The following is a 24,368-nucleotide window of genomic DNA, read 5'->3' on the forward strand; positions in this document are numbered from 1 at the left end:
AGCCTGCGCCAGGAAACCGACGCGGTTTTGGCATGCCAGTTGCATCGACAGGGTGAGCATTCCCCTGGAGCAGACTGTGGCAGCGGCCGAAAAAACCAAGAAGACCGACGACAAAGACGACAAGGGCGAGAAGAAGAAGGGCGGCAAGAAGCCCATCCTGCTCATCGCCATCGGCGTGGTGGTGCTGGCAGCCGCTGGCGGCGGCGCCTGGTTCTTCCTGGGCCACAAGGGCGAGGAAAAAGGCGGCAAGCACGACGCCCCCAAGGTGGCCGAAGTGCCCAAGCCGGCGCAGTACTTCCCGATGGACCCGGCGATCGTGGTCAACCTGGCCGACCCCGGCGATGGCCCGCAGTACCTGCAGGTCGAAGTGCAGCTGGTCACCCGCGACCCCGAAGAGCTCAAGCTCATCACCGAGAACGCGCCGGCCATTCGCGCGCACCTGCTGATGCTGCTGTCGCAGGTCAAGGCCACCGACGTGGCCGACCTGGCCGGCAAGCAGAAGCTGCAGAAGTCCGCCCTGGCCGAAGCGCAGAAGGTCATGACCAGCGAGACCGGCAAGAAGTGCGTCGAAGAATTGCTGTTCACCAGTTTCGTGACCCAGTAAGGCCTGCCAGATGAGCGTCAGTGATCTGCTTTCCCAAGACGAGATCGATGCCCTGCTGCATGGCGTGGATTCGGGCGCGGTCAACACCGAGCCGGAGCCGCTGCCCGGCGAGGCGCGCCAATACGATCTGTCCAGCCAGGACCGCATCATCCGTGGGCGCATGCCGACCCTGGAGATGGTCAACGAGCGCTTCGCGCGGTTGTGGCGGATCGGCCTGTTCAACCTGATCCGGCGCTCGGCCGACCTGTCGGTGCGCGGCATCGACCTGGTCAAGTTCAACGAGTACATGCACTCGCTGTATGTGCCGACCAACCTCAACCTGATCCGGTTCAAGCCGCTGCGTGGTACCGGGCTGATCGTGTTCGAACCCACCCTGGTGTTCACCGTGGTGGACAACTTCTTCGGTGGCGACGGCCGCTTCCACACCCGCATCGAAGGCCGCGAATTCACCGCCACCGAGATGCGCGTGATCCAGCTGATGCTCAAGCAGACCTTCGCCGACCTGAAGGAAGCCTGGGCGCCGGTGATGGACGTGGACTTCGAGTACATCAACTCCGAGATCAACCCGCACTTCGCCAACATCGTCACCCCGCGCGAGTACGTGGTGGTGTGCCGGTTCCATGTGGAGCTGGAAGGCGGCGGCGGCGAGATCCACATCACCCTGCCGTATTCGATGCTGGAGCCGATCCGCGAACTGCTCGATGCCGGCATCCAGAGCGACCGCAACGACCGCGACGACTCCTGGAACGTGATGCTGCGCGAGCAGCTGGACACCGCCGAGGTCACGCTCTCCAGCGTGCTGGCCAGCAAGCGCATGAGCCTGCGCCAGCTCACCGGGTTGAAGGTCGGCGACATCCTGCCGATCGACCTGCCCGCCCAGGTGCCGCTGTGCGTGGAAGACATCCCGTTATTCACCGGCGAATTCGGCGTTTCCAATGGCAACAACGCCGTCAAGATCACCGCCGTACGCCCGCCCGGCGTGCAAGCCCCACGCGCCGTTCCCTCCCAGGACCCCAGCAAATGATCAACTCCGACATCCTCGACGCCTCGCCTGCCACCTTCGACAGCCTGCAGGCCGAGCAGGACCAGAACGCCGCCGACCTCAACCTGGACGTGATCCTGGACGTACCGGTGACCCTGTCGCTGGAAGTGGGCCGCGCACGCATCCCGATCCGCAACCTGCTGCAGCTCAACCAGGGCTCGGTGGTGGAACTGGAACGCGGCGCCGGCGAACCGCTCGATGTCTACGTCAACGGCACCCTGATCGCGCACGGCGAAGTGGTCGTCATCAACGACCGCTTCGGCATTCGCCTGACCGACGTGGTCAGCCCCAGCGAACGGATCCGGAGGCTGCGGTGATCGGCCTGCTGGCCACTGCCGCGCCGGTCGCGGCCAAGGCGAGCGGGGTCGGCGCGCAGGCACCGTCCTCGCCCGGTCTGTTTGGCGCAGTCTTTGCATTGCTGTTGGTGCTCGCGCTGATCGTCGGCCTGGGCTGGTTGCTCAAGCGCATGCCCGGCAGCGGATTCCGCAGCACCGAGGGCCTGCGTGTGGTGACCAGCCTGGCAGTCGGTGCCAAGGAACGTGTGGTGGTGGTGGAGGTGAACGGCCAGCAGTTGTTGCTCGGCGTCACCGCCGGCGGCATCAGCACCCTGCACACCTTGCCCGAACCGCTGCCGCCCACGCCCGCACCCACCCTGCCCGCTTTCAAGCAACTTCCCAATTTCGCCCAGCTGCTCGCCCAGAAGCTGCGCAAGGACCCGTGACATGTTGAGCCGTTGGAATCGTTGGGGGCGCAGTGTGCGCCTGGTGCTGATCCTGCTGGTGATGAGTTGCCCGCTGCTGGCCGCGGCCAGCCCGGCCGCGCTGCCGGCAATGGCGCAGGCCGCGGCACCGGCGGCGACCCCTGCCGCGGTACCGGCCGGTTCCAACCAGTTGCCGTCGCTGCCGAACGTGAGCGTGGGCCGCATCGGCGACCAGCCCGTGAGCCTGCCGCTGCAGACCTTGCTGCTGATGACGGCGATCACCCTGCTGCCGTCGATGCTGCTGGTGCTGACCGCCTTCACCCGCATCACCATCGTGCTGGGCCTGCTGCGCCAGGCGTTGGGCACCGGCCAGACCCCGTCCAACCAGGTACTGCTGGGCCTGGCGATGTTCCTGACCGCGCTGGTGATGATGCCGGTGTGGCAGAAGATGTGGGGCGCCGGACTGCAGCCGTATCTCAATAACCAGATCGATTTTTCCACTGCCTGGACGCTCACCACGCAGCCGCTGCGCGCCTTCATGCTGGCGCAGATCCGCGAGACCGATCTGATGACCTTCGCCGGCATGGCCGGCGACGGCAAGTACGCCGGCCCGGACGCGGTACCGTTCCCGGTGCTGGTGGCCTCGTTCGTGACCAGCGAGCTGAAGACCGCTTTCGAAATCGGCTTTCTGATCTTCATTCCGTTCGTGATCATCGACCTGGTGGTGGCCAGCGTGCTGATGTCGATGGGCATGATGATGCTGTCGCCGATGCTGATCTCCGCGCCGTTCAAGATCCTGCTGTTCATCCTGGTGGATGGGTGGGTGCTGGTGGTGGGGACGCTGGCTGCGAGCTTTAATGCGTCGTAGGTGTGGACGCGCGGTGCGCGCGGTAGCGCTTGTCAGTTGACTGATTTTTGCGCATTGCGGGGTTGTATTGCTCAACCATCAGCTCCGCTTGCCGCTTTTTGCTTTCCGCTTTTTGCCTTTGTGCTTCGCTTTGGCTTCTAGCTTCTCCGGGGCCCCATACCGCAGCGGCAAGGCCGGCAGATACAACCCGCAGGGCGGCGCGCATGGATGCGCGTCGTTTTTGTAAGGGACATGGATGTCCCTTACAAAAATTTCTGCCGGACTTGCGCACCCGCAGCGCCGTAGGCGCGGAGGGCGCGAGGACGGGGTGTGCTTTCTTTTGGTTACTTTTCTTTGCACAAGCAAAGAAAAGTGACTCGCGCTCGCAGGGCGTGAAAGCATTTGATCTGTATCCGGATCAAATGGACGAACAAGAGCTACAAGCAAGTGCAAGGCTTTCGTCCCCCTTCGGGGGGCGAGTTACTTTCTTTGCTTGTGCAAAGAAGAGCTTTACAGCAGCCGAAGGCTGATCAAGTAACCAAAGAAACACACCCCGTCCTCGCGCCTTCCGCGCTGCGCGCTCCAGGTCCGCAATCCAGGTAGAAATTTTTGTAAGGGACATCCATGTCCCTTACAAAAACGTCGCGCATCCATGCGCGCCGCCCTTCGGGTTGTATCTACCCGGCTTGCCGCTGCGGTATGGGGCCCGTAAAGCCGACAGCAAGGCAACAGCAAACCGAAGCCAGAGCACAGCGACAGCGACAGCGAGTGCAACACGAGGCAACTCAGATCCCCGTTCGCCAACCAATCCCGAACCACGAATCCCGAATCCCCGCCCCTTTGGCACCCCACTTGCATCAGCACCTCCCATGAGCCCTGAAATCGCCCTGACTGAATTGCGTGGTGGCCTGGTCACCGTCCTGTGGATCGCCGGGCCGATGTTGCTGGCCGTGCTGGTGGTCGGCGTGGTGATTGGCGTGGTGCAGGCCGCCACCCAGTTGAACGAGCCGACCATCGCCTTCGTGGCCAAGGCGGTCGCGCTGACGGCCACGCTGTTTGCCACCGGCAGCATGCTGCTGGGGCATCTGGTGGAGTTCACCATTGCGCTGTTCCAGCGCATTCCACACCTGATCGGCTAGCGGGCCAGACCGGATGGATTCTGCAACCCAGATGGTGATCGATGGCCAGCGCGCGTTCGCGATGGTCGGGGCGATCATGTGGACCATGCTGCGCACCGGTGCGTTGCTCACCGCCATGCCGTTGATCGGTACGCGGGCGGTGCCCGGACGGGTGCGGGTGATGCTGGCCGGGACGCTGGCGATGGTGCTGGCGCCGATCCTGCCGCCGGTGCCGGAGTGGGACGGCTTTACCGCCCAGGCAGTGCTGAGCATTGCGCGCGAGCTGGCGGTCGGGGCCAGCATGGGCTTCATGCTGAAGCTTATTTTCGAAGCCGGCGCATTGGCCGGCGAACTGGTGTCGCAGTCCACCGGCCTGTCGTTCGCGCAGATGTCCGACCCGATGCGCGGCGTGACGTCGGGGGTGATCGCGCAGTGGTTCTATCTCGGCTTCGGGCTGCTGTTCTTCGCGGCCAACGGGCATCTGGCGGTGATCGCATTGCTGGTGGACAGCTACAAGGCGTTGCCGATCGGGACCGCGTTGCCCGATGCCGGCGCATTCGCCGAAGTGGCGCCCACCCTGTTCCTGCAGATCCTGCGCGGCGGGTTGACCCTGGCCTTGCCGATGATGGTGGCGATGCTGGCGGTCAACCTGGCCTTCGGCGCGCTGGCCAAGGCGGCGCCGGCATTGAATCCCATGCAACTGGGCCTGCCGCTGACGGTGTTGCTGGGGCTGTTCCTGCTGTCGAGTTTCGCCAGCGAGTTCGCCCCGCCAGTGCAACGCATGTTCGATACCGCCTTCGATGCCGCCAGAGAGCTGACGGCCTGACCCACACTAGACAATGGCCGACCACTGCAAGCACAGCAGGCCGCCAACTTGCCGGCGCCGCCGCCACTGCGACGGGGCCGCCCCGCCTGCACCCTTCCAAACCGTGACACGCCTCAAGTTTCTGGCCGCGCAGCCGTTAAAGCCCCTACACGATTGACGCTGCGTATCGTCGTCCAACACTTACCCATCCCACGGGAATCGATGCTTACTGTGCCTGCGCTGTTGGCCCCGATGCGATTGCAAGGCGCTCGCCTGCGTGCAAGGGCATGGCTGTTGCTGGCGGCGGTGCTGATCTGCGGCACAAGTTGGGCGCAAACCTACAGCTTCCGCGATTACGCCCAGGCCGATGGCCTGCAGGGCATGACCGTCAACAGCCTGCTCGAAGATCGCCAGGGCGTGGTCTGGGTCGGCACCGAGCTGGCGCTGCACCGTTTCGAACGCGAACACTTCACCCCGGTCGGCAAGGAGAGCGGGCTGGATGCGCGCTATATCCGCGCGCTCGGGCTGGATGCGGCCGGACGTCTGTGGGTGTCCAGCGCCAATGGCCTGTTCGTGCGCGAGGGCAACGACTTCGTGCAGGTGCTGCGCGAGGGCAAGCCGATCCGTGCCGACAGCGGCAATGTCGTTGCCGCCTACGCCGATGGCGTGGTGGTGGTCAGCGAAAACAGCCTGCTGCGGGTGTCGCCCAATGCCGCAGGCGGCTGGTCGGTTAACCCCCTGCCCCTGCAGCTGGACGATGGACGCCTCTTGCCGGCCGGCAGGGCCTTGCTGGCCGATGGAACCGCGTTATGGGCCAGTTGCGGCCAGCACGTCTGCCGGATCGATGCCGGCGGCAGGATCACCCTGCTGTCCGAGGACGATGGCGTGCCCGAACGGCAATGGCGCGCGATCTTTCGCGATCACCTGGGCACCTTGTGGTTGCGTGGGGGCGGCCTGGTGCTCTCACGCGCTGCCGGCGAGCGCGTGTTCCGCAATCGTCCGGCGCCGGCGGGCACCCGATTCAACACCCTCTCCGGTGCCACGACGCTGTCGGAAGACGCGCAGGGCCGCCTGCTGACGCGTTCGGACCGCGGCCTGGTGCGCTGGGAAGGCGACCACTGGCGCTACTTCGGCCAAAGCCAGGGGCTGCAGATCAGCCCCATGGTTGGCCCGTTGATGATGCAGAGCACCGGCCACCTGTGGATCGGCACGCGCGGCCTGGGTGTGCAGCGCTGGCTGGGCTACGGCACCGTCGAACACTGGGACGAAAGCCAGGGGCTGGCCGAAGCGCCGACCTGGGTGAGCCAGCGACTGCCCAGCGGTGAGCTGTTGGTCGGTGGCGATGCCGGTTCCAATATGCTCGATCCGCGTAGCGGGCGCATGCAGCCGTGGACGCTGGAGAACGGCCAACCCCTGCTGCAATCCATTTCCATTGCACTGTCGCCGGACGATGGTGCGGCCTGGGTGGCGCGCTCGTCCGGAGCCGTGGCGCGGCGCGACCCGCGCAGCGGCAAGACCACCGATGTGCTGCAGCTCGACCTGCCGATCAACAGGCTGATGTTCGATACGGCCGGCACCTTGTGGATCACCACCCCGCGTGGGCTGTACCGCGTACAGCGCGGCACCCCGCTGCGGGCCGAGCGCGAAACGGCCCTGCCGGCAGCCTTCGTGGGCGATATCGACCTGGATCCGCAGGGGCGGCTGTGGGCCAGCACGCGCGAAGGCCTGTTCCTGCAGGCAAAAGACGGCAAGTGGCAGCGCGTGCAGGTACGCGGCGACCTGCCCAGCCAGGATTTCTTCCTGCTCGATTTCAGCGCCGATGGCGAGGTGTGGCTGTCGCTGCGCGATACCGGGCTGTGGCATGGCCGGCTGCAGGCCGACGGCGTGCTGACGCTTGCCGCCGTGGACGACCCGCTGGTGGCGCGGGTGATGCCCTTCATCCTGCGCCACGACAGCAAGGGCCGGCTGTGGCTGGGCAGCAGCCAGGGCCTGGATGTGTACCAGAACGGTCGTTGGTCGCGGGCCACGCGCACGGAAGGGCTGTTGTGGGACGACATGTCGGCCAATGCATTTTTCGAAGACACCGATGGCAGCGTCTGGCTCGGCAGCAGCCGTGGCCTGACCCACCTGCTGGATCCGATGCGCCTGTTCGCCGCACCGCCGCTGCGGGTGGACATCCTGCATGTGCGCCGCGGCAGCCAACTGCTGCTGCCGCAATCCCGGGTGGAGTGGTCGCAGGTGCCGCTGGATGTGGAGCTCAGCACCCCGGGGGCGGAAGGCGGCCCGGACCGCATCAGCTTCCGGTACCGGGTCGAAGGCCATCAGGCCAGTTGGACCAGTACCTCGCTCAGCCACCTGACCTACCCGCTGCTGCCGCCAGGCAGTTACACGCTGGAAGTGCAGGCAATGGATGCCTACCAGCGCAGCAGCAGCCCGATCACCCGCTTCGGGTTCGAGCTGGTGCCACCGTGGTGGCGGGGCGTTCCGGCGATTGTCGGGTACGTGCTGCTGAGCATCGCGGCGGTGATCGCGCTGCTGCGTTGGCGCACCGCCAAACTGCTGCGACGCAAGCGCGAACTGGAGCAACTGGTGGCCAAGCGCACCGCCGAGCTGGAACAGGACAAGCGCGATCTGGAAGCGGCGCGCGCCGAACTCTCGCTCAAGGCCACCCACGACGAACTCACCGGCCTGCTCAACCGCGCCGGCATCCTGGCCGCGTTGCGCGAGATGCTGCTGCACGCCGAACACACCGGGCGTCCGCTGGCGGTGGTGTTGATCGACCTGGACCACTTCAAACTGGTCAACGACCAGCATGGCCATCTGGCCGGCGACGCCGTCCTGGCCGGGGTTGGCCGCCGCATGGACACGCTGATGCGCGGCGACGACCGCATCGGCCGTTATGGCGGCGAAGAATTGCTGGCGCTGCTGCCAGGCCTGAACCTGGATGCCACCCATCGGCTGGACGCCCTGCACCACGGCATCTGCGGCGACTACCCCATCGATGGCGGCTGGCTGCATGTCACCTGTTCGGTTGGCGTGGCCTGGTTCCAGCGTGGCGAAACGCTCGAGCAACTGCTGGCTCGCGCCGACGCAGCGCTGTACAGGGCCAAGCGCAGTGGCCGCAATCGCATCGATTACGATCACGTGCCGCTGGATACGTTCGATCAGGTGTGACGGCAGCGCAGCTGAGCTTGCCGCCCGTTGCACCCGTTCGACCCGCATGCCGGAAACGCACAAGCGCCGACAATCGATTGCAACGCCTGGTCAAGCGCAAGCCTGCGCCCGCCCAGTACCGCGCCGTGCAAAGCCCGGCAGGGACGACAGGTGAATCGCGCTTGCGCACCCGTGTGACCTGCGTCCTACAACACGCCAGCAACCAGCCGCGTATGCCAGTTCCTCACGCCGTCGTGCTCGCTGAAGCATTAAAGGATTACGCGTTGGCAGCCGCTAGTGATTCCAATGCGGCCTGCAACGGGGGGGCTGCCAAGGCAAGCCTGAGACACCGCGCGAGGGGCGCGGACCGCATTGCCGATGCGTGGGAGACTGCAACGTCCGTGGGGTTTGAGCACCGCCAATGGAGGTCGTCGCACCGGCGTGCACCGTTTGCCGTCGTGGTGCTGTTGGCATTGCTGTCGTTGGCCGACCTGGCCGGTGCGCAAAGCGCCAGCATCCGCCGCTATGCCCACGACCAGGGCCTGCTCGGGCTTGCCGGTACCTGCCTGCTGCAGACCCGCGCCACCTTGCTGTGGGTGTGCACCGAGAGCGGGCTGTATCGCTACAACGGGCGCATCTTCCAACAGGTGCCGCTGGATGGCCTGCGCAACGAGCCCACCACCTCGATCGCCGAAACCGCCGATGGGCGGTTGTGGGTGGCCGGCTTCCAGGCCCTGTTCGTCGGCGACGAGCACGGCTTCCGCAAACTGCAGCCCGATGAAGCCGAGCACCTGGGGGACCAGATGCAGCTCGCCAGCCTGCCCTGGGGCACGGTGCTGGCCAATGGCGGCACGCTGGAAATCCTGCAGGGCCGCGCCAACGATCGCTGGCACAGCGAACCGTTGCTGGACACCGCAACCCGCGTACGCGTTCCCGAGTTGTCCAAGTCGCTGAGCCTGTCGGTGGACGGCGACACGCTGTGGGTGGGCTGCGCACGCAAGCTGTGCGCCATCGATGCGCAGCGCAAGGTGCAGGTATTCGGACCCGAACACGGGGTGCCGGACGACCGGTGGTACAGCGTGTTGCGCGACCACGACGGCGGGCTGTGGGTGCGCGGTGCGGGCACCCTGCTCTATCGCGCACGCGGGGCGAGTGCCTTCAGTGTTCGCTCGCTGCCGCTGCTGGATGGCAGCACGGTCGGGCGGCCGGCGGCACTGGTGATGGACAGCGAAGGACGCGTGCTGGTGCGTCGTAACGACGGCCTGGCGCGTTGGGAAAACGGCCACTGGCGCACTTTCGGCGCGGACAATGGGCTACCACCCGGCAGCAGCGACGCGATCCTGGTCGACCGCGATGGCGATATCTGGATGACCGTGGACGGCGAAGGTCTGGTGCGCTGGGCCGGCTACGAATGGATCGAAAACTGGGACGCCTCGCAAGGCATGCCGGCCGCGCCGACCTGGTCGATCGCCCGCGACACGCAGGGCGCACTGCTGGTCGGCAACGAGCACGGCATCGGCCGCCAGGCCGAGCCGGACAAGCGCTTCGTCCCGGCCCTGCAAAGCGCCGGGATCCAGGTCGTGGGCATGCAGCGCAGCGCAGACGGCAGCTTGTGGACCCTCAATTCGGCCGGTTTCCTGCGCCGCACCTGGCCGGATGGGCGCAGCGCGCAGATCGCCAAGTTGCCGCGCACTGCGCGCCGCCTGCTGATCGACCGCCAGAGCCGGCTATGGATGCTCAGCGCCGGCGGCTTGTTCGTGATCGAACACCCGCTCGACGGCGGCAGCATGCAGGCCGTGGCCGACGTGCCTGCCATCGCCTACACCGACATCCAGCAAACCGCCGACGGCACGCTGTGGGTTTCCAGCTCCAACGGCTTGTTCCAGCTGCGCGATGGGCGGTGGTCCAAGGTCAGGGTCAAGGTCAACGGCGGCGCGCCGGAGCCATGGATCGCCAAGTTCCATATCAGCGACAGCGGTGAGGTGTGGCTGGCGTTCTATCGCCCCGGCCTGTGGCACGGCATGTTGTTGCACGACGGCTTGGACCTGCAGGAAATCAGCGACGAGGCGCTACGCGATGTCGGCGTGTACCTGCTGCGCAGCGACAGCTTCGGCCGGGTCTGGGTGGGTCATGCGCGCGGCGTCGAGGTCTACGACGGCGAGCGCTGGGCGCATCTGTCGCAGTCGCAGGGGCTGATCTGGGATGACGTTTCCGAGGCCGCGTTTGCCGAAGATCCGGACGGTTCGGTGTGGATCGGCACCGCACGCGGGGTGAGCCACGTGAGCGACCCGGCGCGCCTGTTCGACGAACGCCAACCCAGCGTGCGCATCGACAGCGTCAGCCGCGGCGGCATGCCGGTGCAGCGCGGGCAGCTGCTGGGCTGGAGCGACAAGCCCTTGCACATCGAGCTGTCGACGATGGAGGTCTACGACGACCCCAGCCGCCTGACGGTACGTTATCGCCTGCTCGGCCTGCACGACCAATGGATCCAGAGCGACAACCTCTCCATCGACCAGCCACCGCTGCCTTCCGGGCACTTCCGCCTGCAGGTGCAGGTGCTGGACCGCTACCGTCGCACCGCTTCGCCGATCGCCGACCTGCCCTTCGCGGTCGCGCCACTGTGGTGGCGCAGCCCGCCGGCGATCGCGCTGTATGTGTTGATCGGCGGCGGCCTGCTGATCGGCCTGTGGCGCTGGCGGCACCGCCATCTGGTGGCGCGCGAACGCATGCTGGCCGAATTGGTGTCCGAGCGCACATACCAGCTGGAGCGCGAAAAACGCGAACTGGAAAACGCACGTGCGGCGCTGGCCTTGAAGGCCAGCCACGACGCGCTGACCGGCCTGCTCAACCGCTCCGGCATCCTGGAAGCGATGGCCGAAGAACTGCAGGGCTGCGCGCACGGCGAGCATCCGCTGGCGGTGGTGTTGATCGATCTGGACCACTTCAAACAGGTCAACGACGAACATGGGCACCTGGTCGGCGATGCGGTGCTGGCCAAGGTGGGCGCGCGGCTGACGGCCTGCCTGCGCGATTCGGACAAGGTGGGCCGCTACGGCGGCGAAGAATTGCTGCTGTTGCTGCCAGGCATGAGCCAACAGAGCCAGCACCGGCTGCGCGCCATCCACGAAGCGCTCAGCATTGCGCCCTACGAAGTGGGCGCCGCACGCCCGCTGCAGGTGACCTGTTCGGTGGGCGTGTCCTGGTTCCGCGTCGGCGATACCGCCGCCTCGCTGCTGGCGCGTGCGGACGAGGCGCTGTATCGGGCCAAGCGCTCCGGCCGTAACCGGATCGAACCGGAGGAACCGGAAAGTTCGGTGGCATGAGCCGCGCAGGCGGCCAGGCCCGGCGGGCACGCGCAGGCAGGCAGCGCACGCGTCTCATCGGCAAGCCACGGCGCACCGGCAGTCGATGCGCGACCATGCCGTGATTGGGTACGCCGACAGCGCACGCAGGGCGGCCGCAGGACCTTCGAGCGTGCCGTCTCTGGCGGCAACGCCGGGTTGATGGCCTTGGCCGCTTCCCCGCGCTCAAGAAGTCGGCCAAGGGGTCGCTAGGTCTTGGGCAACGCGTCTTTCGACGTGGGAAGTGGATAGGTGGTCGGAACCTACAACCCTGGCATGGTGATGCTGTCGCTGGTAGTGGCCGTGCTGGCTTCCTACACCGCGCTGTATCTGGCCGCACGCACCACTGCCAGTCGTGGCGGCATCGCAGCCGCGTGGCTGGTGGGCGGCGCCATTGCCATGGGCATCGGCATCTGGTCGATGCACTTCGTCGGCATGCTGGCGTTTCGCCTGCCGATTCCGGTCGGCTACGACCTGGCGCTGACGTGCTATTCGATGCTGGCGGCGATCCTGACCTCGGCGCTGGCGCTCTGGCTGACCTCGCGCGCGGACCTGCCGTCGCTTCGGTTGGGCCTGGGCGCGCTGTTGATGGGACTGGGCATTGCGCTGATGCATTACATGGGCATGGATGCGCTGCGCATGGTGCCGGCCATTCGCTACGACCCGCTGCTGTTCGGGCTGTCGATCGCCATCGCCATCGGCGCCTCTGCCGCCGCGTTGTGGATCGCGTTCCGGCTGCGCCACGATGGGCAGCGCTCCAGCCTGCGCCTGATCGCCGCCTCGATCATGGGCGTGGCGATCGTGGGCATGCATTACACCGGCATGGCCGCCGCCCGGTTCGCGCCCGGTAGCGTGTGTGGCGCGGTGGCCGATACGCATCTGCCGTTGTCGTGGCTGACGGCGGTGGTGGTGCTGGTGACCTTGGTCCTGCTGATGCTGGCGCTGGTCATTTCGTTGCTGTCGCGCCGCTTTCAGCAGCGCACCGATGTGCTGGCGCAGTCGCTGGCCAAGGCCAATGCCGAACTGGCACTGGCCACGCTGCACGACCCACTCACCCGGCTGCCGAACCGCATCCTGCTGCACGAGCATCTCGTGCAGAACATCGAACGCGCCCAGCGCCAGGGGCAGCGCTTTGCGGTGATGCTGATCAACCTGGACGGGTTCAAGGTGATCAACGACGGCTATGGTCATGCGTTGGGCGACCGCCTGCTGGTGGTGGTGGCCGAGCGCTTGAACGCGCATCGGCGCGCGCATGGCAGCCTGGCGCGGCTGGGCGCAGACGAATTCGTGCTGGTGGCCGACATCGCCGACCCGGAAGATGCCGCTGCGCTGGCCGCGCACCTGGTGCAGGCGCTGGCAGTGCCGTTCCTGGTGGCCAACCACGAGCTGCGCCTGAGCAGCAGCATTGGCATTGCGCTGTACCCGGAAGACGCCGGTAGCGAGCACCAGCTGCTGACGCATGCCGATGCGGCAATGACCCATGCCAAACATGCCGGCCGCAACCGCTACAGCTTTTTCGAACGCTCGATGACGGCCACCACCCGCGACCGCCTGCAGCTGCTTCAGGAACTGCCGCGCGCGCTGGAACTGGGGCAGTTCGTGCTGCATTACCAGCCCAAGTACTGCGCCGAGGACGGCCGCCCGATCGGCGCCGAAGCGCTGATCCGCTGGCAGCACCCCGAGCGCGGCCTGGTGCCGCCGGACAGCTTCATTCCGCTGGCCGAACGCAGCGGCATGATCGGCCTGCTCGGCAGCTGGGTGCTGCGGCAGGCCTGCCGCCAGATGCGCGACTGGCGGCAGGCTGGGCACGGCGACTGGCGGGTGGCGGTCAACCTGTCGGCCCTCCAGCTGGCCTCGCCCAGCCTGCTGGACGAAGTGGCCACCACGCTGAGCGAATATGCGCTGGCCCCTGGCCAGCTCACCCTGGAAATCACCGAAACCATGGCCATGCGCGACGCAGAGGCCTGCCTGCGCACCCTGGGCCAGCTCAACGCGCTGGGCGTGCGCATTGCCATCGACGACTTCGGCACCGGCTATTCCAACCTGCTCTACCTGCGCAAGCTGCCGGCGCACGAGCTCAAGATCGACCGCAGTTTCGTCCAGGCCATGGACGGCAGCGCCGAAGACATCGCCATCGTGGCGGCCGTGGTCGCGCTGGCGCACACCATGCGCCTGCAAGTGGTGGCCGAAGGCGTGGAAACCCTCGCCCAGCGCAACACCCTGGAACGGCTGGGCTGCGACCAGCTGCAAGGCTATCTGCTGGGCCGGCCGATGGACGCCGAACGCTTCATCGCCACCGTGGTCGCCCAGCGCGACGGCCCGCGCCGCCTGGCCAGCTGAGCCGCTCGCTGCAGCCCCGGCGTCTGGCCTACGGTGCAACCCGCAGCCACCGCTTTTCCGAATCCCGAATCCCGAATCCCGAATCCCGAATCCCGATTCCCAGCTCCACAAACTGGAACGCCGCTTGCATCGGTTGGATTAATCCCCCACCGGCACCTCCATGTCCGAGTCCGAAGACGGCGGCGAGCGTACAGAGCTTCCCACCGAAAAACGCCTACGCGAGGCCCGTGAGCAGGGCAACATCCCGCAATCGCGCGAGTTGTCGACCGCAGCGGTGTTCGGTGCCGGCGTATTCGCGCTGATGGTGCTGGCCCGCGGCATCGGCGATGGCGCTGCGGTGTGGATGAAGACCGCGCTCAGCCCGGACCCGAAGCTGCGCGAGACCCCGATGGCGCTGTTCGGCCATTTCGGCGATCTGCTGCTGCAGTTGCTGTGGGTGATGCTGCCGCTGATCGGCATCTGCCTGGCTGCCGGGCTGGCCGGCCCGCTGATGATGAGCGGCCTGCGCTTTTCCGGCAAAGCCATCATGCCCGACCTCAGCAAGCTCAACCCCGCCAACGGGATCAAGCGCATGTGGGGCAGCAACAGCCTGGCTGAGCTGATCAAGTCGGTGCTGCGCCTGCTGTTTGTCGGGCTGGCCGCCAGCTTCTGCATTTCCAAGGGCCTGCACGGCCTGCGCTCGCTGGTGAACCAGCCGCTGGAACAGGCCATCGGCAACGGGCTGGACTTCACCAAGAGCCTATTGTTCTACACCGCCGGCGCGCTGGTGCTGCTGGCCGCCATCGACGCGCCGTACCAGAAGTGGAACTGGCTGCGGAAGCTGAAGATGACGCGCGAAGAGATCAAGCGCGAGATGAAGGAAAGCGAGGGCAGCCCGGAAGTGAAGGGCCGCATCCGCCAGATGCAGATGCAGATGTCGCAGCGCCAGATGATGGAAGCGGTGCCCAAGGCCGACGTGGTGCTGATGAATCCGACCCACTACGCGGTGGCGCTCAAGTACGAAGGCGGCAAGATGCGCGCCCCGATCGTGGTGGCCAAGGGGGTGGACGAAATGGCCTTCCGCATCCGCGAAGCCGGCGAACAGCACCGGGTGGCGATCGTCACCGCCCCGCCTTTGGCACGCGCCTTGTATAGGGAAGCGCAAATCGGCAAGGAAATTCCCGTGAGACTCTATTCGGTCGTGGCCCAGGTGCTCTCCTACGTCTACCAGCTGCGTGGCTGGAACGGCGGCCCGATGCCGGAATTGCCCTCGCTCGAGGTGGATGAGTTCGGCAAGGGAGCCAGCGCATGAGCGCCCGCCCCGCCCCGATGAATGCCCGCCGCGTCATGGAGTTGCTGCGCAACGGCCTGGGCGCCCCGCTGGCCCTGATGGCCATGCTGGCCATGCTGATGGTGCCGCTGGCCGCACCGGTGCTGGATGCGTTGTTCACCTTCAACATCGCCATCTCGCTGATGGTGCTGCTGGCGGTGGTGTACGTGCAGCGCCCGCTGGAATTCACCATTTTCCCGATCGTGCTGTTGATGACCACGATGCTGCGGCTGGCGCTGAACGTCGCCTCCAGCCGCGTGATCCTGATCAACGGCCAGGACGGCCACGCCGCCGCCGGCAAGGTCATCGAGGCCTTCGGGCAGTTCGTGATCGGCGGCAATTACGCCGTGGGTATCGTGGTGTTCGCGATCCTGACCATCATCAATTTCGTGGTCATCACCAAGGGTGCCGGACGCGTGTCGGAAGTGACCGCGCGCTTCATCCTGGACGCCATGCCCGGCAAGCAGATGGCCATCGACGCCGACCTCAACGCCGGTTTGCTGACGCGCGAGGAGGCCAAGGCCCGCCGCGAGGAAGTGCGCGAGGAAGCCGACTTCTACGGTGCGATGGACGGTGCCAACAAGTTCATCCGCGGCGACGCCATCGCCGCCATCCTGATCCTGTTCATCAACCTCATCGGCGGCATGGCGGTGGGCATGCTCCAGCACGGCATGAGCTTCATGGATGCCGCCTCCACCTACACCCTGCTGTCCATCGGCGACGGCCTGGTGGCGCAGCTGCCGGCCCTGCTGGTTTCGTCTTCGGTCGCCTTGCTGGTGACCCGCGCCTCGCGTGCGCAGGACATGCGCGGGGCCATGGTCAGCCAGGTGTTCGGCCAGCACCGCGCCTTGGCGGTGGCTGCGGCCATCCTCGGCCTGGTCGGCCTGGTGCCCGGCATGCCGAACGTCGCGTTTTTGACGCTGGGCCTGGTCCTGGGCGTGATCGCCTGGAAGCTGTACAAGCGCAGCCTGGCAAAGCCGGCGTCCGGCGATCCGGCGGCCGATCCGCAGGCGGCGGCCGCGGCGACCGCCGCCCAGGCCAGCGCCGAGCTGAGCTGGGACGAACTGCGCCCGATCGACCCGCTGGGCCTGGAAGTGGGCTACCGGCTGATCCCGCTGGTGGACAAGAACCAGGGCGGCGAACTGATGGCGCGCATCAAGGGCGTGCGCCGCAAGCTCACCCAGGACATCGGTTTCCTGGTGCCGCCGGTGCATATCCGCGACAACCTGGAACTGTCGGCCAATGCCTACCGGCTACTAGTGCATGGCGTGCCGGTAGCCACCGCAGAAATCTATTCCGACCGCGAACTGGCACTGGACCCGGGCGGTGCGCTCGGCCAGCTCGACGGCATCCCCGGCAAGGACCCGGCATTCGGCCTGGACGCCACCTGGATCCAGCCGCACCAGCGCGCCTATGCCGAATCGATGGGCTACACCGTGGTCGACCCGGCGACCGTGGTCGCGACCCACCTGTCGCACCTGATCCGTGAGCATGCGCCCGAACTGCTCGGCCATGAAGAAGTGCAGCAGTTGCTGGCCACGCTGGCCAAGACCGCGCCGAAGATGGTCGAAGACCTCACCCCGAAGGCACTGCCGCTGTCGGTGGTGGTGCGCGTGCTGCAGAACCTGCTGATCGAGAAGATTCCGGTACGGCAACTGCGCAAGATTGTCGAAGCGCTGGTCGAACACGCCCCGCATAGCCAGGACCCGGCCACCCTCACCGCCGCGGTGCGTACCTCGCTGGGCCGCTTCATCGTGCAGGAAATCGCCGGCATGTCGGCCGAGCTGCCGGTGTTCACCCTGGCCCCGCAGCTGGAGCGCGTCCTGCAGGAATCCACCCACGGCAACGGCGTGGCGCTGGAGCCCGGGCTGGCCGAACGCCTGCACCAGAGCCTGGCCGATTGCGTGGGCAAGCAGGAAGCCCGCAACGAACCGGCGGTGGTGCTGGTGCCCGGCCAGGTGCGCGCCGCACTGGCCCGTCTGGTGCGCCACAGCGTGCCCAGCCTGTCGGTGCTGGCCTACAGCGAAGTGCCAGAAGACAAGCGCCTGAAGCTGGTCGGCACGATCAGCTGAGACCGCCCAACCACAACGCACCCATCCCCCGCCGGGCTTGCCGGGACGGCCTGTCCCGCCCGGGTGCGCTCCTACGACATCCAAGGCGACCGGGAAACATGCCATCCGCCCCGACACCACCGTAGGAGCGCACCTGGGCGCGACCGCCTTTACCGGAAAGCCCGTCGCGCCCGGGTGCGCTCCTACGACATCCAAGGCGATGCGGAAATATGCCGCCCACGCCGACACCACCGTAGGAGCGCACCTGGGCGCGACCGCCTTTACCGGACAGCCCGTCGCGCCCAAGTGCGCTCCTACCAAGCCATTCCCGTGCCCGGCCGACATGCCAGCCAGCGATGGATACCTGCCGCAACCGACCACCGCACCCGGCGTCGGAAAGCCGCCACCGGCCCGGACCTCCAATCGATTGCGTGGCGCTGGCCGCTGCGAGGCACTCCCGATGCGCCCGGCCGGACGTCCGGCCTGCGAGTGCAGCGGTCCGCAGAAAGACGCCAGCGCCGCGCCGCCCCGGAAAAAAGTCAATAAATTCAGTGACTTGACGCCTTCCAACCGGACCAGACGCACAGCGCCCACCCCGCCCTGATGCTCCGGCGCCCCGCGCCGGAACGCTGGCACCGCGTTTTGGCACACCGCATGCATTAGCTCTGCCGAGACCACAGCCAGCACCACCGCTGCGGAACTGGACGAACGAACGGGACAGGCAACTCATGACGCTGGCAACACACCCACATTCATCGCACACCCGTCCGGCGTCCGGCGGGTCCCGTTCCTGGAGGCACTTCGTATGAAGATCAAACGCTTTGTCGCCCCGGACATGCGCACCGCATTCCGCATGGTGCGTGAAGAACACGGCCCGGACGCGGTGATCCTGTCCAACCGTCGCACCGCCGAAGGCATCGAGATCGTCGCTGCCAGCAATTACGACGAAGAGCTCGTGCAGCGCGCCCTGGAAACCGCGCGCTCCGACACCCCGGCCCCCGCACAGCACCAGCAGGCTCCCGCTCAGCCGGCGCCTGCCCCGCAAGCCCCGGCCAAGCCCTCGGCACCGGTGCACGCCCTGCTCAAGCCGTCTGCCGACACCGAAGCAAGCCAGCGCCAGCGCGTCGCCAGCGCCGCCGACGACATGATTGCCGCCATGGCGCTGCGCCAGCCGGTCAGCGTGCCGCGCCAGGCGCCGGTCGCCGCGCCGGTGCGTACCGCCAGCATCCCTTCGCCCGCTGCCCAGGCACTCGCCCACGCGGTTGCCGTCACCGCCGCGCCGCGCCAGGAACACGCGCTGTCGGCCGTGCCGGAACAGTTGTTCGCCGACTTCTTGACCACGGCCCCGGTGCAGCGCCCGGCCGTCCCGGCCACGGCGGTGCAGGCGCCCGCGCCGGTCGCGGCGGCAACGGTCACCGCCCCGGCGTTTGCTGCCGCAGGCCAGGACGACGACGCCTTCGCCGATGAAGCCGACTTCGATCTGGACGACGCCCTTCCGCAGATCCTGCCGCCGGCCGCGCTGCCGCCGATCGTGGTCGCCCCGCCCGCCCCCGCTGCGCTGGCCGCAGTGCCGGTGGCGGCCGCGCCGATCCCGCAGAACGACGAAGAACTCAAGCAACTGCGCGGTGAGCTGGCGCTGATGCGGCAGATGATCGAGCGCGAAATGAACCGCCTCACCGACGAGCGCCTGCGTGGCTCGCCGGTGCGCGCCCAGGCGCTAGAACTGATGGACGACTACGGCTTCGACGCCGGCCTGACCCGCGATATCGCCCTGCAGATCCCGGCCGATACCGAATTGCACCGTGGCCGCGGCCTGATGCTGGGCTTGCTGTCCAAGCGGTTGCCGGTGTCCCCGGTCGACCCGCTGGAACGTGGCGGCGTCATCGCCCTGGTCGGCCCGACCGGCGCCGGCAAGACCACCACCATCGCCAAGCTCGCCCAGCGCTTCGCCGCCCAGCACGCCCCGCGCGACGTGGCCCTGGTCACCACCGACACCCAGCGCGTGGGCGGCCGCGAACAGCTGCACAGCTACGGCCGCCAGCTCGGCATCGCGGTGCACGAGGCCGACAGCGCCGAAAGCCTGCTGGACCTGCTCGAGCGCCTGCGCGACTACAAGCTGGTGCTGATCGACACCGCCGGCATGGGCCAGCGCGACCGCGCCCTGGCCGCCCAGCTGAACTGGCTGCGCGCCGCCCAGCAGGTCACCTCGCTGCTGGTACTGCCCGCCAACGCCCATTTTTCCGACCTCGACGAGGTCGTACGTCGCTTCGCCCACGCCAAACCCCAAGGCGTGGTGCTGACCAAACTCGACGAGACCGGCCGCTTCGGCAGCGCCTTGTCGGTGGTGGTCGATCACCAGATGCCCATCACCTGGGTGACTGACGGACAGCGGGTCCCCGACGACCTGCACCGCGCCAATGCCGCCAGTCTCGTTCTTCGCCTTGAAGATTTGCGGCGCGCTGCCGATAAGCCCTGTACTCCGGAGCACAACCATGCAGTCGCGTGAATACGCCAAGCTGACCAACGCCTTCCCCCTGTCGGCGACCCGTCCCGAGCCTTTGGGCCCGGTGCGCACCATTGCCGTGACCGGTGGCAAGGGCGGCGTGGGGAAAACCAACATCTCCGCCAACCTGGCCGTGGCGCTTGCCGACATGGGCAAACGCACGCTGCTGCTGGACGCCGACCTCGGCCTGGCCAACCTGGACGTGGTGCTGGGCCTGGCGCCCAAGTACACCCTGGCCGACCTGATCGCCGGCCGTTGCACGCTCGATGAAGTCATCATCGAAGGCCCCGGCGGCGTGCTGGTGGTGCCGGCCGCCTCCGGTCGCCGCCACATGGCCGAACTGGCCCCGGCCCAGCACATCGGCCTGGTCAACGTGTTCTCCGAACTGGAACGCGACCTGGACGTGATGGTCATCGACACCGCCGCCGGCATCACCGACAGCGTGCTGACCTTCTGCCAAGCCGCCCAGGACACCGTGGTGGTGGTCTGCGACGAGCCGGCTTCGATCACCGACGCCTATGCGCTGATCAAGGTGCTCTCGCGCGAACGCGGCGTGGACCGCCTGCAGATCATCGCCAACATGGTGCGCGACCCCAACGAAGGTCGCCTGCTGTACGACAAGCTCTCGCGCGTGTGCGAAAAGTTCCTCGGCGATGTGTCGCTGAACTATCTCGGCCATGTGCCCCAGGACGACTGGCTGCGCCTGTCGGTGCAGCGCCAGCAACCGGTCATCAAGGCCTACCCCGCCAGTCCGTCGGCGCAGGCCATCGCCGAAATCGCACGCCGTACCTCGCGCTGGCAGGCCCCGACCGTGCCGCGCGGCAACGTCGAGTTCTTTGTCGAACGCATCATCCAACGGGGAGTGGCCGCATGAGCACCGCTACCGCAACCACGGCCAGCGCGCAGTACCGCGCCGTGCAGCGCAACAACGCCAACGACGTGGTGACCCAGCACGCCGACCTGGTCCGCCGCATCGCCCACCATCTGGCGGCGCGCCTGCCGGCCAGCGTGGAAGTGGACGACCTGATCCAGGCCGGCATGATCGGCCTGATCGAAGCCTCGCGCAGCTACGACTCCGAACAGGGCGCTTCGTTCGAAACCTATGCCTCGATCCGCATCCGCGGCTCGATGATCGACGAGATTCGCAGGGGCGACTGGGTGCCGCGTTCGGTGCACCGCCGCGCCCGCGACGCTGCCGCCGCCGTGCGCAAGATCGAACAGAACACCGGCCGCGCCGCCGCCGCCACCGAAGTGGCCGCCGCCATGGAAATGCCGCTGCCCGATTACCTGCGTCTGATGGAAGATGCCGCACGTGGCCAGGTGCTGAGCCTGGAATCGCGCATCGAAGATCACGGCGAGCTGGACACCACCGCCAAGGGTGGCCCCAACCCGCAGCAGATGATGGAGCGTGGCGAATTCGGCCGCGAGCTGGGCAAGGCCATCGGCCAATTGCCCGAGCGCGAGCAGCTGGTGCTGTCGCTGTATTACGAGCAGGAATTGAACCTGAAGGAAATCGGCGCCGTGCTGGGCGTCAGCGAATCGCGCGTGTGCCAGATCCATGGCCAGGCGGTGGTGCGTTTGCGTGGCCGCCTCAAGGTCTTCGAACTGGCCGATGCCGGCGTCGAAGTCGACGACTGAATTTTTCGCGTAATTTTTCGTGTTAGGAGCTTGATGTGAACAAGAACATGCGGATCCTGATCGTGGACGACTTCTCGACGATGCGACGCATCGTCAAGAATCTGTTGGGCGATCTCGGCTTCACCAACACCGCAGAGGCCGAAGACGGCAACAGCGCCCTGGCGGCGTTGCGTGCCGGCCCGTTCGATTTCGTGGTCACCGACTGGAACATGCCCGGCATGACCGGCATCGACCTGCTGCGCAACATCCGCGCCGACGCCAAGCTCAAGCACCTGCCGGTGATGATGGTGACCGCCGAAGCCAAGCGCGAGCAGATCATCGAAGCGGCCCAGTGCGGCGTGAACGGCTACATCATCAAGCCGTTTACCGCCCAGACGCTGGAAGAAAAGTTGGGCAAGGTGTTCGAACGTCTGGCGGCGACCGCCTGATGAACGCGACCATGGAAACCGATGCCGAACGTGCCGCGTTGATCGAGCGCCTGCAGAACGCACTCGATGCACTGGAAAGCGGTGACCAGGTCGCCTGGCGTCGCGAGGTGGATCATCTCGCCGCCCTGCGCACGCGCCCGATGATGCAGAGCCTGAGCCGGCTCGCCCGCGAACTCGGCCAGGCGCTGGGCGAGCTGCCCACCATCCCCGAAGAAGCCGGCGAACTGGACGATGCCTGCTCGCGCCTGGACCACGTGGTGGAAATGACCGAAAAGGCCAGCCATCGCACGCTGGATCTGGTCGAAGAATGCCGCGAGCTGGCCAACCAGCTGCGCAGCGGCGGGCTCAATCAGGACCAGGGCGCGCTGCTGGAAAAGATGCGCCACAACCTGACCGAGCTGTCGCTGGCGCAGAGCTACCAGGACCTGAGCGGCCAGATCATCCGGCGCGTGGCCGGTATCGTGCGGCGCGTGCATGAAGGCTTCGGTGCGCTCGGCCTGCCGCCGAAGAACATCGAACCGAAGAAAGACGACGGCGGTCTTGCCGGTCCTGCAGTCAAGGGCCTGGACCGTCACGCGGTGTCGCAGGACGATGCCGACGACCTGCTGTCCGGATTGGGGCTGTAACCATGAGTGCTGTTCCAGACGATATTGCTGCCGATTTCATCGTCGAGGCCCAGGAAATCCTGGATCGCCTCGGCGAACAGCTGGTCTCGCTGGAACAGGCGCCAGAAGAAGCCGACCAGCTCAACGCGGTGTTCCGCGGCTTCCACACGCTCAAGGGCGGCGCCGGCTTTCTGGCGATCAAGCCCATGGTGGAGCTGTGCCACGCCGCTGAAGAAACCCTGGGCATGGCGCGCTCGGGCCAGGCGGTGCTGCAGGCGCATCACTTCGATGCCGCGCAACAATCGCTGGATTATCTGCAGGCCATGCTGGATGCCATGGGCTCGGGCGAAGCCGTGCCGCACGCACCGGCCACGTTGATCGCGCAGTTCGACGCCAAGAGCGCCCCGCCGGCGGTCAAGGCCGCGCCGCAGGCGGCCGCGGCCAAGCCGGTTGCCGCCGCACACGGCGACGATGCGCATGCGCCCGCCCCCAAGGCGGCCGGCAAGGGCGCGGCCAAGACCGGCGCCGAAGCCGAACAGACCGTGCGCGTGGACACCAAGCGCCTGGACGCCATCGTCAACCTGATCGGCGAACTTGTACTCTCGCGCAACCGGCTGAAGACCTTGCGCACCCGCCTGCGCGACGAAGAACTGGACCGCGCGGTCAGCACGCTCGACATCGCCACCGCACGCCTGCAGACCGCGGTCATGCGCACCCGCATGCAGCCGGTCAGCAAGGTGTTCGCGCGCTTCCCCAAGGTGGCCCGCGATGTTGCGCGCACCCTGTCCAAGGAAGTGGAGCTGGAACTGATCGGCGCCGAAACCGAGCTCGATCGTAATCTGGTCGAAGCCCTGGCCGACCCGTTAGTGCACCTGGTGCGCAACGCCATCGACCACGGCATCGAATCGCCTGCCCTGCGCGAAGCCACCGGCAAACCGCGCAGCGGCCATGTGCGCCTGTCGGCGCAGCAGGAAGGCGACTACGTCAGCATCGAAATCCAGGACGACGGGGCCGGCATCGACCCGGAGCGCCTGCGCGAAATCGCCCGCAACAAGGGCCTGATCGACGCCGAAGCCGCCGCGCGTCTGAGCACCGACGAGTGCTTGCATCTGATCTTCATGCCGGGCTTCTCGACCAAGGTGGAAGTCACCGACATCTCCGGCCGCGGTGTCGGCATGGACGTGGTGCAGTCGCGTATCCGCGAACTCAGCGGGCAGATCCAGATCCAGTCCGAACTGGGCCGCGGCAGCCGCTTCATGATCCGCGTGCCGTTGACCCTGGCGATTCTGCCGACCCTGCTGGTGCAGGCCGGCGAAGCGGTCTACGCATTGCCGCTGGCGCGCGTGGTGGAAGTGCTGCATGCACCGCAAACCTCGCTGGGCTGGTTCGACGGCCGCGCCGTCCTCGACCGCCGCTCGCACACCCTGCCCCTGATCGACCTGCGCCGCTGGCTGGGCGTACCGGCCGAACAACCGCCGCTGCTGACCGTGGTGTTGCTGCAGGCCGGCGAAACCCGCTTCGGCCTGGTGGTGGACCAGGTCCGCGGCCGCGAGGAAGTGGTGATCAAACCACTCCCCCGCGCCCTGCGCGGCCTGCCCGGCTACGCCGGCGCCACCCTGATCGGCGACGGCCGCATGGCACTGATCCTGGATGTGGATGGATTGCGCTCCAGCGATCATTGAGGTTGGGGATTCGGGATTCGAGAATCGGGATTCGGGATTGGGAGAATCGGGAATCGTCAAGACGATCCTGGTTGCCTGATCTAATGACAACGGCCGCGTACTGCGGCCGTTGTCGTTTCACTACCAGCATCGCTGCCGATCTATGCCGCTACGCGCGCAAGCATGGGCGCGATGGCCTGGCGACGGTCAGGCTGCCGTGGAA

General features: G+C 66.9%; 19 protein-coding genes. All 19 read left to right on the plus strand.

The genetic code is table 11. From position 1 onward, the window contains the following. Window positions 1–52 precede the first annotated feature (52 nt). The 19 genes from J7396_RS20475 (at window position 53) to J7396_RS20565 (ending at window position 24,166) form a co-directional block, all read left to right on the plus strand. Entirely contained in the window at window positions 53–604 is a 552-nt protein-coding gene (locus tag J7396_RS20475) for a flagellar basal body-associated FliL family protein (RefSeq protein ID WP_008577202.1), read from the plus strand. A 10-nt stretch (window positions 605–614) separates the two neighbouring features. After that, window positions 615–1,628, plus strand: coding sequence for a flagellar motor switch protein FliM (gene fliM, locus J7396_RS20480; protein WP_008577203.1), 1,014 nt, complete (start codon window positions 615–617; stop codon window positions 1,626–1,628). Beyond that, a complete protein-coding gene (fliN, locus tag J7396_RS20485; protein ID WP_007969679.1) occupies window positions 1,625–1,963 on the plus strand; it encodes a flagellar motor switch protein FliN in 339 nt (112 codons plus the stop codon). The genes fliM and fliN overlap by 4 nt, the downstream gene beginning before the upstream one ends. After that, window positions 1,960–2,367, plus strand: coding sequence for a flagellar biosynthetic protein FliO (gene fliO, locus J7396_RS20490; protein ID WP_136733213.1), 408 nt, complete (start codon window positions 1,960–1,962; stop codon window positions 2,365–2,367). Before fliN ends, fliO begins: the two co-directional genes overlap by 4 nt. A gap of 1 nt (window position 2,368) precedes the next feature. Then, window positions 2,369–3,214 carry a flagellar type III secretion system pore protein FliP gene (fliP, locus tag J7396_RS20495; protein WP_005921349.1) on the plus strand — a complete coding sequence of 282 codons (846 nt, stop codon included), beginning with the start codon at window positions 2,369–2,371 and terminating at the stop codon, window positions 3,212–3,214. Window positions 3,215–3,417: 203 nt separating this feature from the next. After that, window positions 3,418–3,723 carry a hypothetical protein gene (locus tag J7396_RS20500; RefSeq protein WP_209262016.1) on the plus strand — a complete coding sequence of 102 codons (306 nt, stop codon included), beginning with the start codon at window positions 3,418–3,420 and terminating at the stop codon, window positions 3,721–3,723. 339 nt (window positions 3,724–4,062) lie between these two features. Continuing rightward, window positions 4,063–4,332, plus strand: a complete 270-nt coding sequence (locus J7396_RS20505; protein WP_005917968.1) for a flagellar biosynthetic protein FliQ — start codon at window positions 4,063–4,065, stop codon at window positions 4,330–4,332. A gap of 13 nt (window positions 4,333–4,345) precedes the next feature. Further along, entirely contained in the window at window positions 4,346–5,137 is a 792-nt protein-coding gene (fliR, locus tag J7396_RS20510) for a flagellar biosynthetic protein FliR (RefSeq protein WP_008572484.1), read from the plus strand. A 231-nt stretch (window positions 5,138–5,368) separates the two neighbouring features. After that, the gene (locus J7396_RS20515; protein WP_209262026.1) at window positions 5,369–8,290 is read left to right on the plus strand and encodes a diguanylate cyclase; all 2,922 of its coding nucleotides are present in this window, start codon (window positions 5,369–5,371) and stop codon (window positions 8,288–8,290) included. Between the two features lie 380 nt (window positions 8,291–8,670). After that, complete coding sequence (locus J7396_RS20520) at window positions 8,671–11,592, plus strand: ligand-binding sensor domain-containing diguanylate cyclase (RefSeq protein ID WP_083348087.1); 2,922 nt, start codon at window positions 8,671–8,673, stop codon at window positions 11,590–11,592. A 270-nt stretch (window positions 11,593–11,862) separates the two neighbouring features. Further along, complete coding sequence (locus tag J7396_RS20525) at window positions 11,863–13,950, plus strand: EAL domain-containing protein (RefSeq protein ID WP_209262017.1); 2,088 nt, start codon at window positions 11,863–11,865, stop codon at window positions 13,948–13,950. A 160-nt stretch (window positions 13,951–14,110) separates the two neighbouring features. Further along, a complete protein-coding gene (gene flhB / locus J7396_RS20530; RefSeq protein WP_008572477.1) occupies window positions 14,111–15,241 on the plus strand; it encodes a flagellar biosynthesis protein FlhB in 1,131 nt (376 codons plus the stop codon). A gap of 17 nt (window positions 15,242–15,258) precedes the next feature. Then, entirely contained in the window at window positions 15,259–17,331 is a 2,073-nt protein-coding gene (gene flhA, locus J7396_RS20535) for a flagellar biosynthesis protein FlhA (protein ID WP_029828960.1), read from the plus strand. A gap of 784 nt (window positions 17,332–18,115) precedes the next feature. Then, window positions 18,116–19,816 carry a flagellar biosynthesis protein FlhF gene (gene flhF / locus J7396_RS20540; RefSeq protein WP_046931949.1) on the plus strand — a complete coding sequence of 567 codons (1,701 nt, stop codon included), beginning with the start codon at window positions 18,116–18,118 and terminating at the stop codon, window positions 19,814–19,816. Continuing rightward, a complete protein-coding gene (locus tag J7396_RS20545; protein WP_005918202.1) occupies window positions 19,803–20,687 on the plus strand; it encodes a MinD/ParA family protein in 885 nt (294 codons plus the stop codon). The genes flhF and J7396_RS20545 overlap by 14 nt, the downstream gene beginning before the upstream one ends. Continuing rightward, window positions 20,684–21,451 carry an RNA polymerase sigma factor FliA gene (locus J7396_RS20550; protein WP_008576048.1) on the plus strand — a complete coding sequence of 256 codons (768 nt, stop codon included), beginning with the start codon at window positions 20,684–20,686 and terminating at the stop codon, window positions 21,449–21,451. Before J7396_RS20545 ends, J7396_RS20550 begins: the two co-directional genes overlap by 4 nt. A 35-nt stretch (window positions 21,452–21,486) precedes the next feature. Next, complete coding sequence (cheY, locus tag J7396_RS20555; RefSeq protein ID WP_002813536.1) at window positions 21,487–21,879, plus strand: chemotaxis response regulator CheY; 393 nt, start codon at window positions 21,487–21,489, stop codon at window positions 21,877–21,879. Beyond that, window positions 21,879–22,505 (plus strand): protein phosphatase CheZ, encoded by a 627-nt coding sequence (locus tag J7396_RS20560; RefSeq protein ID WP_209262018.1) that lies wholly within the window; start codon window positions 21,879–21,881, stop codon window positions 22,503–22,505. The genes cheY and J7396_RS20560 overlap by 1 nt, the downstream gene beginning before the upstream one ends. Before the next feature lie 2 nt (window positions 22,506–22,507). Beyond that, the gene (locus J7396_RS20565) at window positions 22,508–24,166 is read left to right on the plus strand and encodes a chemotaxis protein CheA (protein WP_011347258.1); all 1,659 of its coding nucleotides are present in this window, start codon (window positions 22,508–22,510) and stop codon (window positions 24,164–24,166) included. Window positions 24,167–24,368: the final 202 nt, after the last annotated feature.

This window comes from Xanthomonas sp. A1809, from assembly GCF_017746015.1.
Classification (GTDB): Bacteria; Pseudomonadota; Gammaproteobacteria; order Xanthomonadales; family Xanthomonadaceae; genus Xanthomonas; species Xanthomonas euvesicatoria.

Excerpts from the sequence above, each read along its gene's own strand:
- J7396_RS20515 (WP_209262026.1), top strand. The coding sequence starts at position 5,369 with ATGCGATTGCAAGGCGCTCGCCTGCGTGCAAGGGCATGGCTGTTGCTG.
- J7396_RS20550 (WP_008576048.1), top strand. The coding sequence starts at position 20,684 with ATGAGCACCGCTACCGCAACCACGGCCAGCGCGCAGTACCGCGCCGTG.
- flhA (WP_029828960.1), top strand. The coding sequence starts at position 15,259 with ATGAATGCCCGCCGCGTCATGGAGTTGCTGCGCAACGGCCTGGGCGCC.
- J7396_RS20505 (WP_005917968.1), top strand. The coding sequence starts at position 4,063 with ATGAGCCCTGAAATCGCCCTGACTGAATTGCGTGGTGGCCTGGTCACC.
- J7396_RS20545 (WP_005918202.1), top strand. The coding sequence starts at position 19,803 with ATGCAGTCGCGTGAATACGCCAAGCTGACCAACGCCTTCCCCCTGTCG.
- J7396_RS20500 (WP_209262016.1), top strand. The coding sequence starts at position 3,418 with ATGGATGCGCGTCGTTTTTGTAAGGGACATGGATGTCCCTTACAAAAA.
- flhB (WP_008572477.1), top strand. The coding sequence starts at position 14,111 with ATGTCCGAGTCCGAAGACGGCGGCGAGCGTACAGAGCTTCCCACCGAA.
- fliM (WP_008577203.1), top strand. The coding sequence starts at position 615 with ATGAGCGTCAGTGATCTGCTTTCCCAAGACGAGATCGATGCCCTGCTG.
- J7396_RS20560 (WP_209262018.1), top strand. The coding sequence starts at position 21,879 with ATGAACGCGACCATGGAAACCGATGCCGAACGTGCCGCGTTGATCGAG.
- fliR (WP_008572484.1), top strand. The coding sequence starts at position 4,346 with ATGGATTCTGCAACCCAGATGGTGATCGATGGCCAGCGCGCGTTCGCG.
- flhF (WP_046931949.1), top strand. The coding sequence starts at position 18,116 with ATGAAGATCAAACGCTTTGTCGCCCCGGACATGCGCACCGCATTCCGC.
- J7396_RS20565 (WP_011347258.1), top strand. The coding sequence starts at position 22,508 with ATGAGTGCTGTTCCAGACGATATTGCTGCCGATTTCATCGTCGAGGCC.
- fliP (WP_005921349.1), top strand. The coding sequence starts at position 2,369 with ATGTTGAGCCGTTGGAATCGTTGGGGGCGCAGTGTGCGCCTGGTGCTG.
- fliN (WP_007969679.1), top strand. The coding sequence starts at position 1,625 with ATGATCAACTCCGACATCCTCGACGCCTCGCCTGCCACCTTCGACAGC.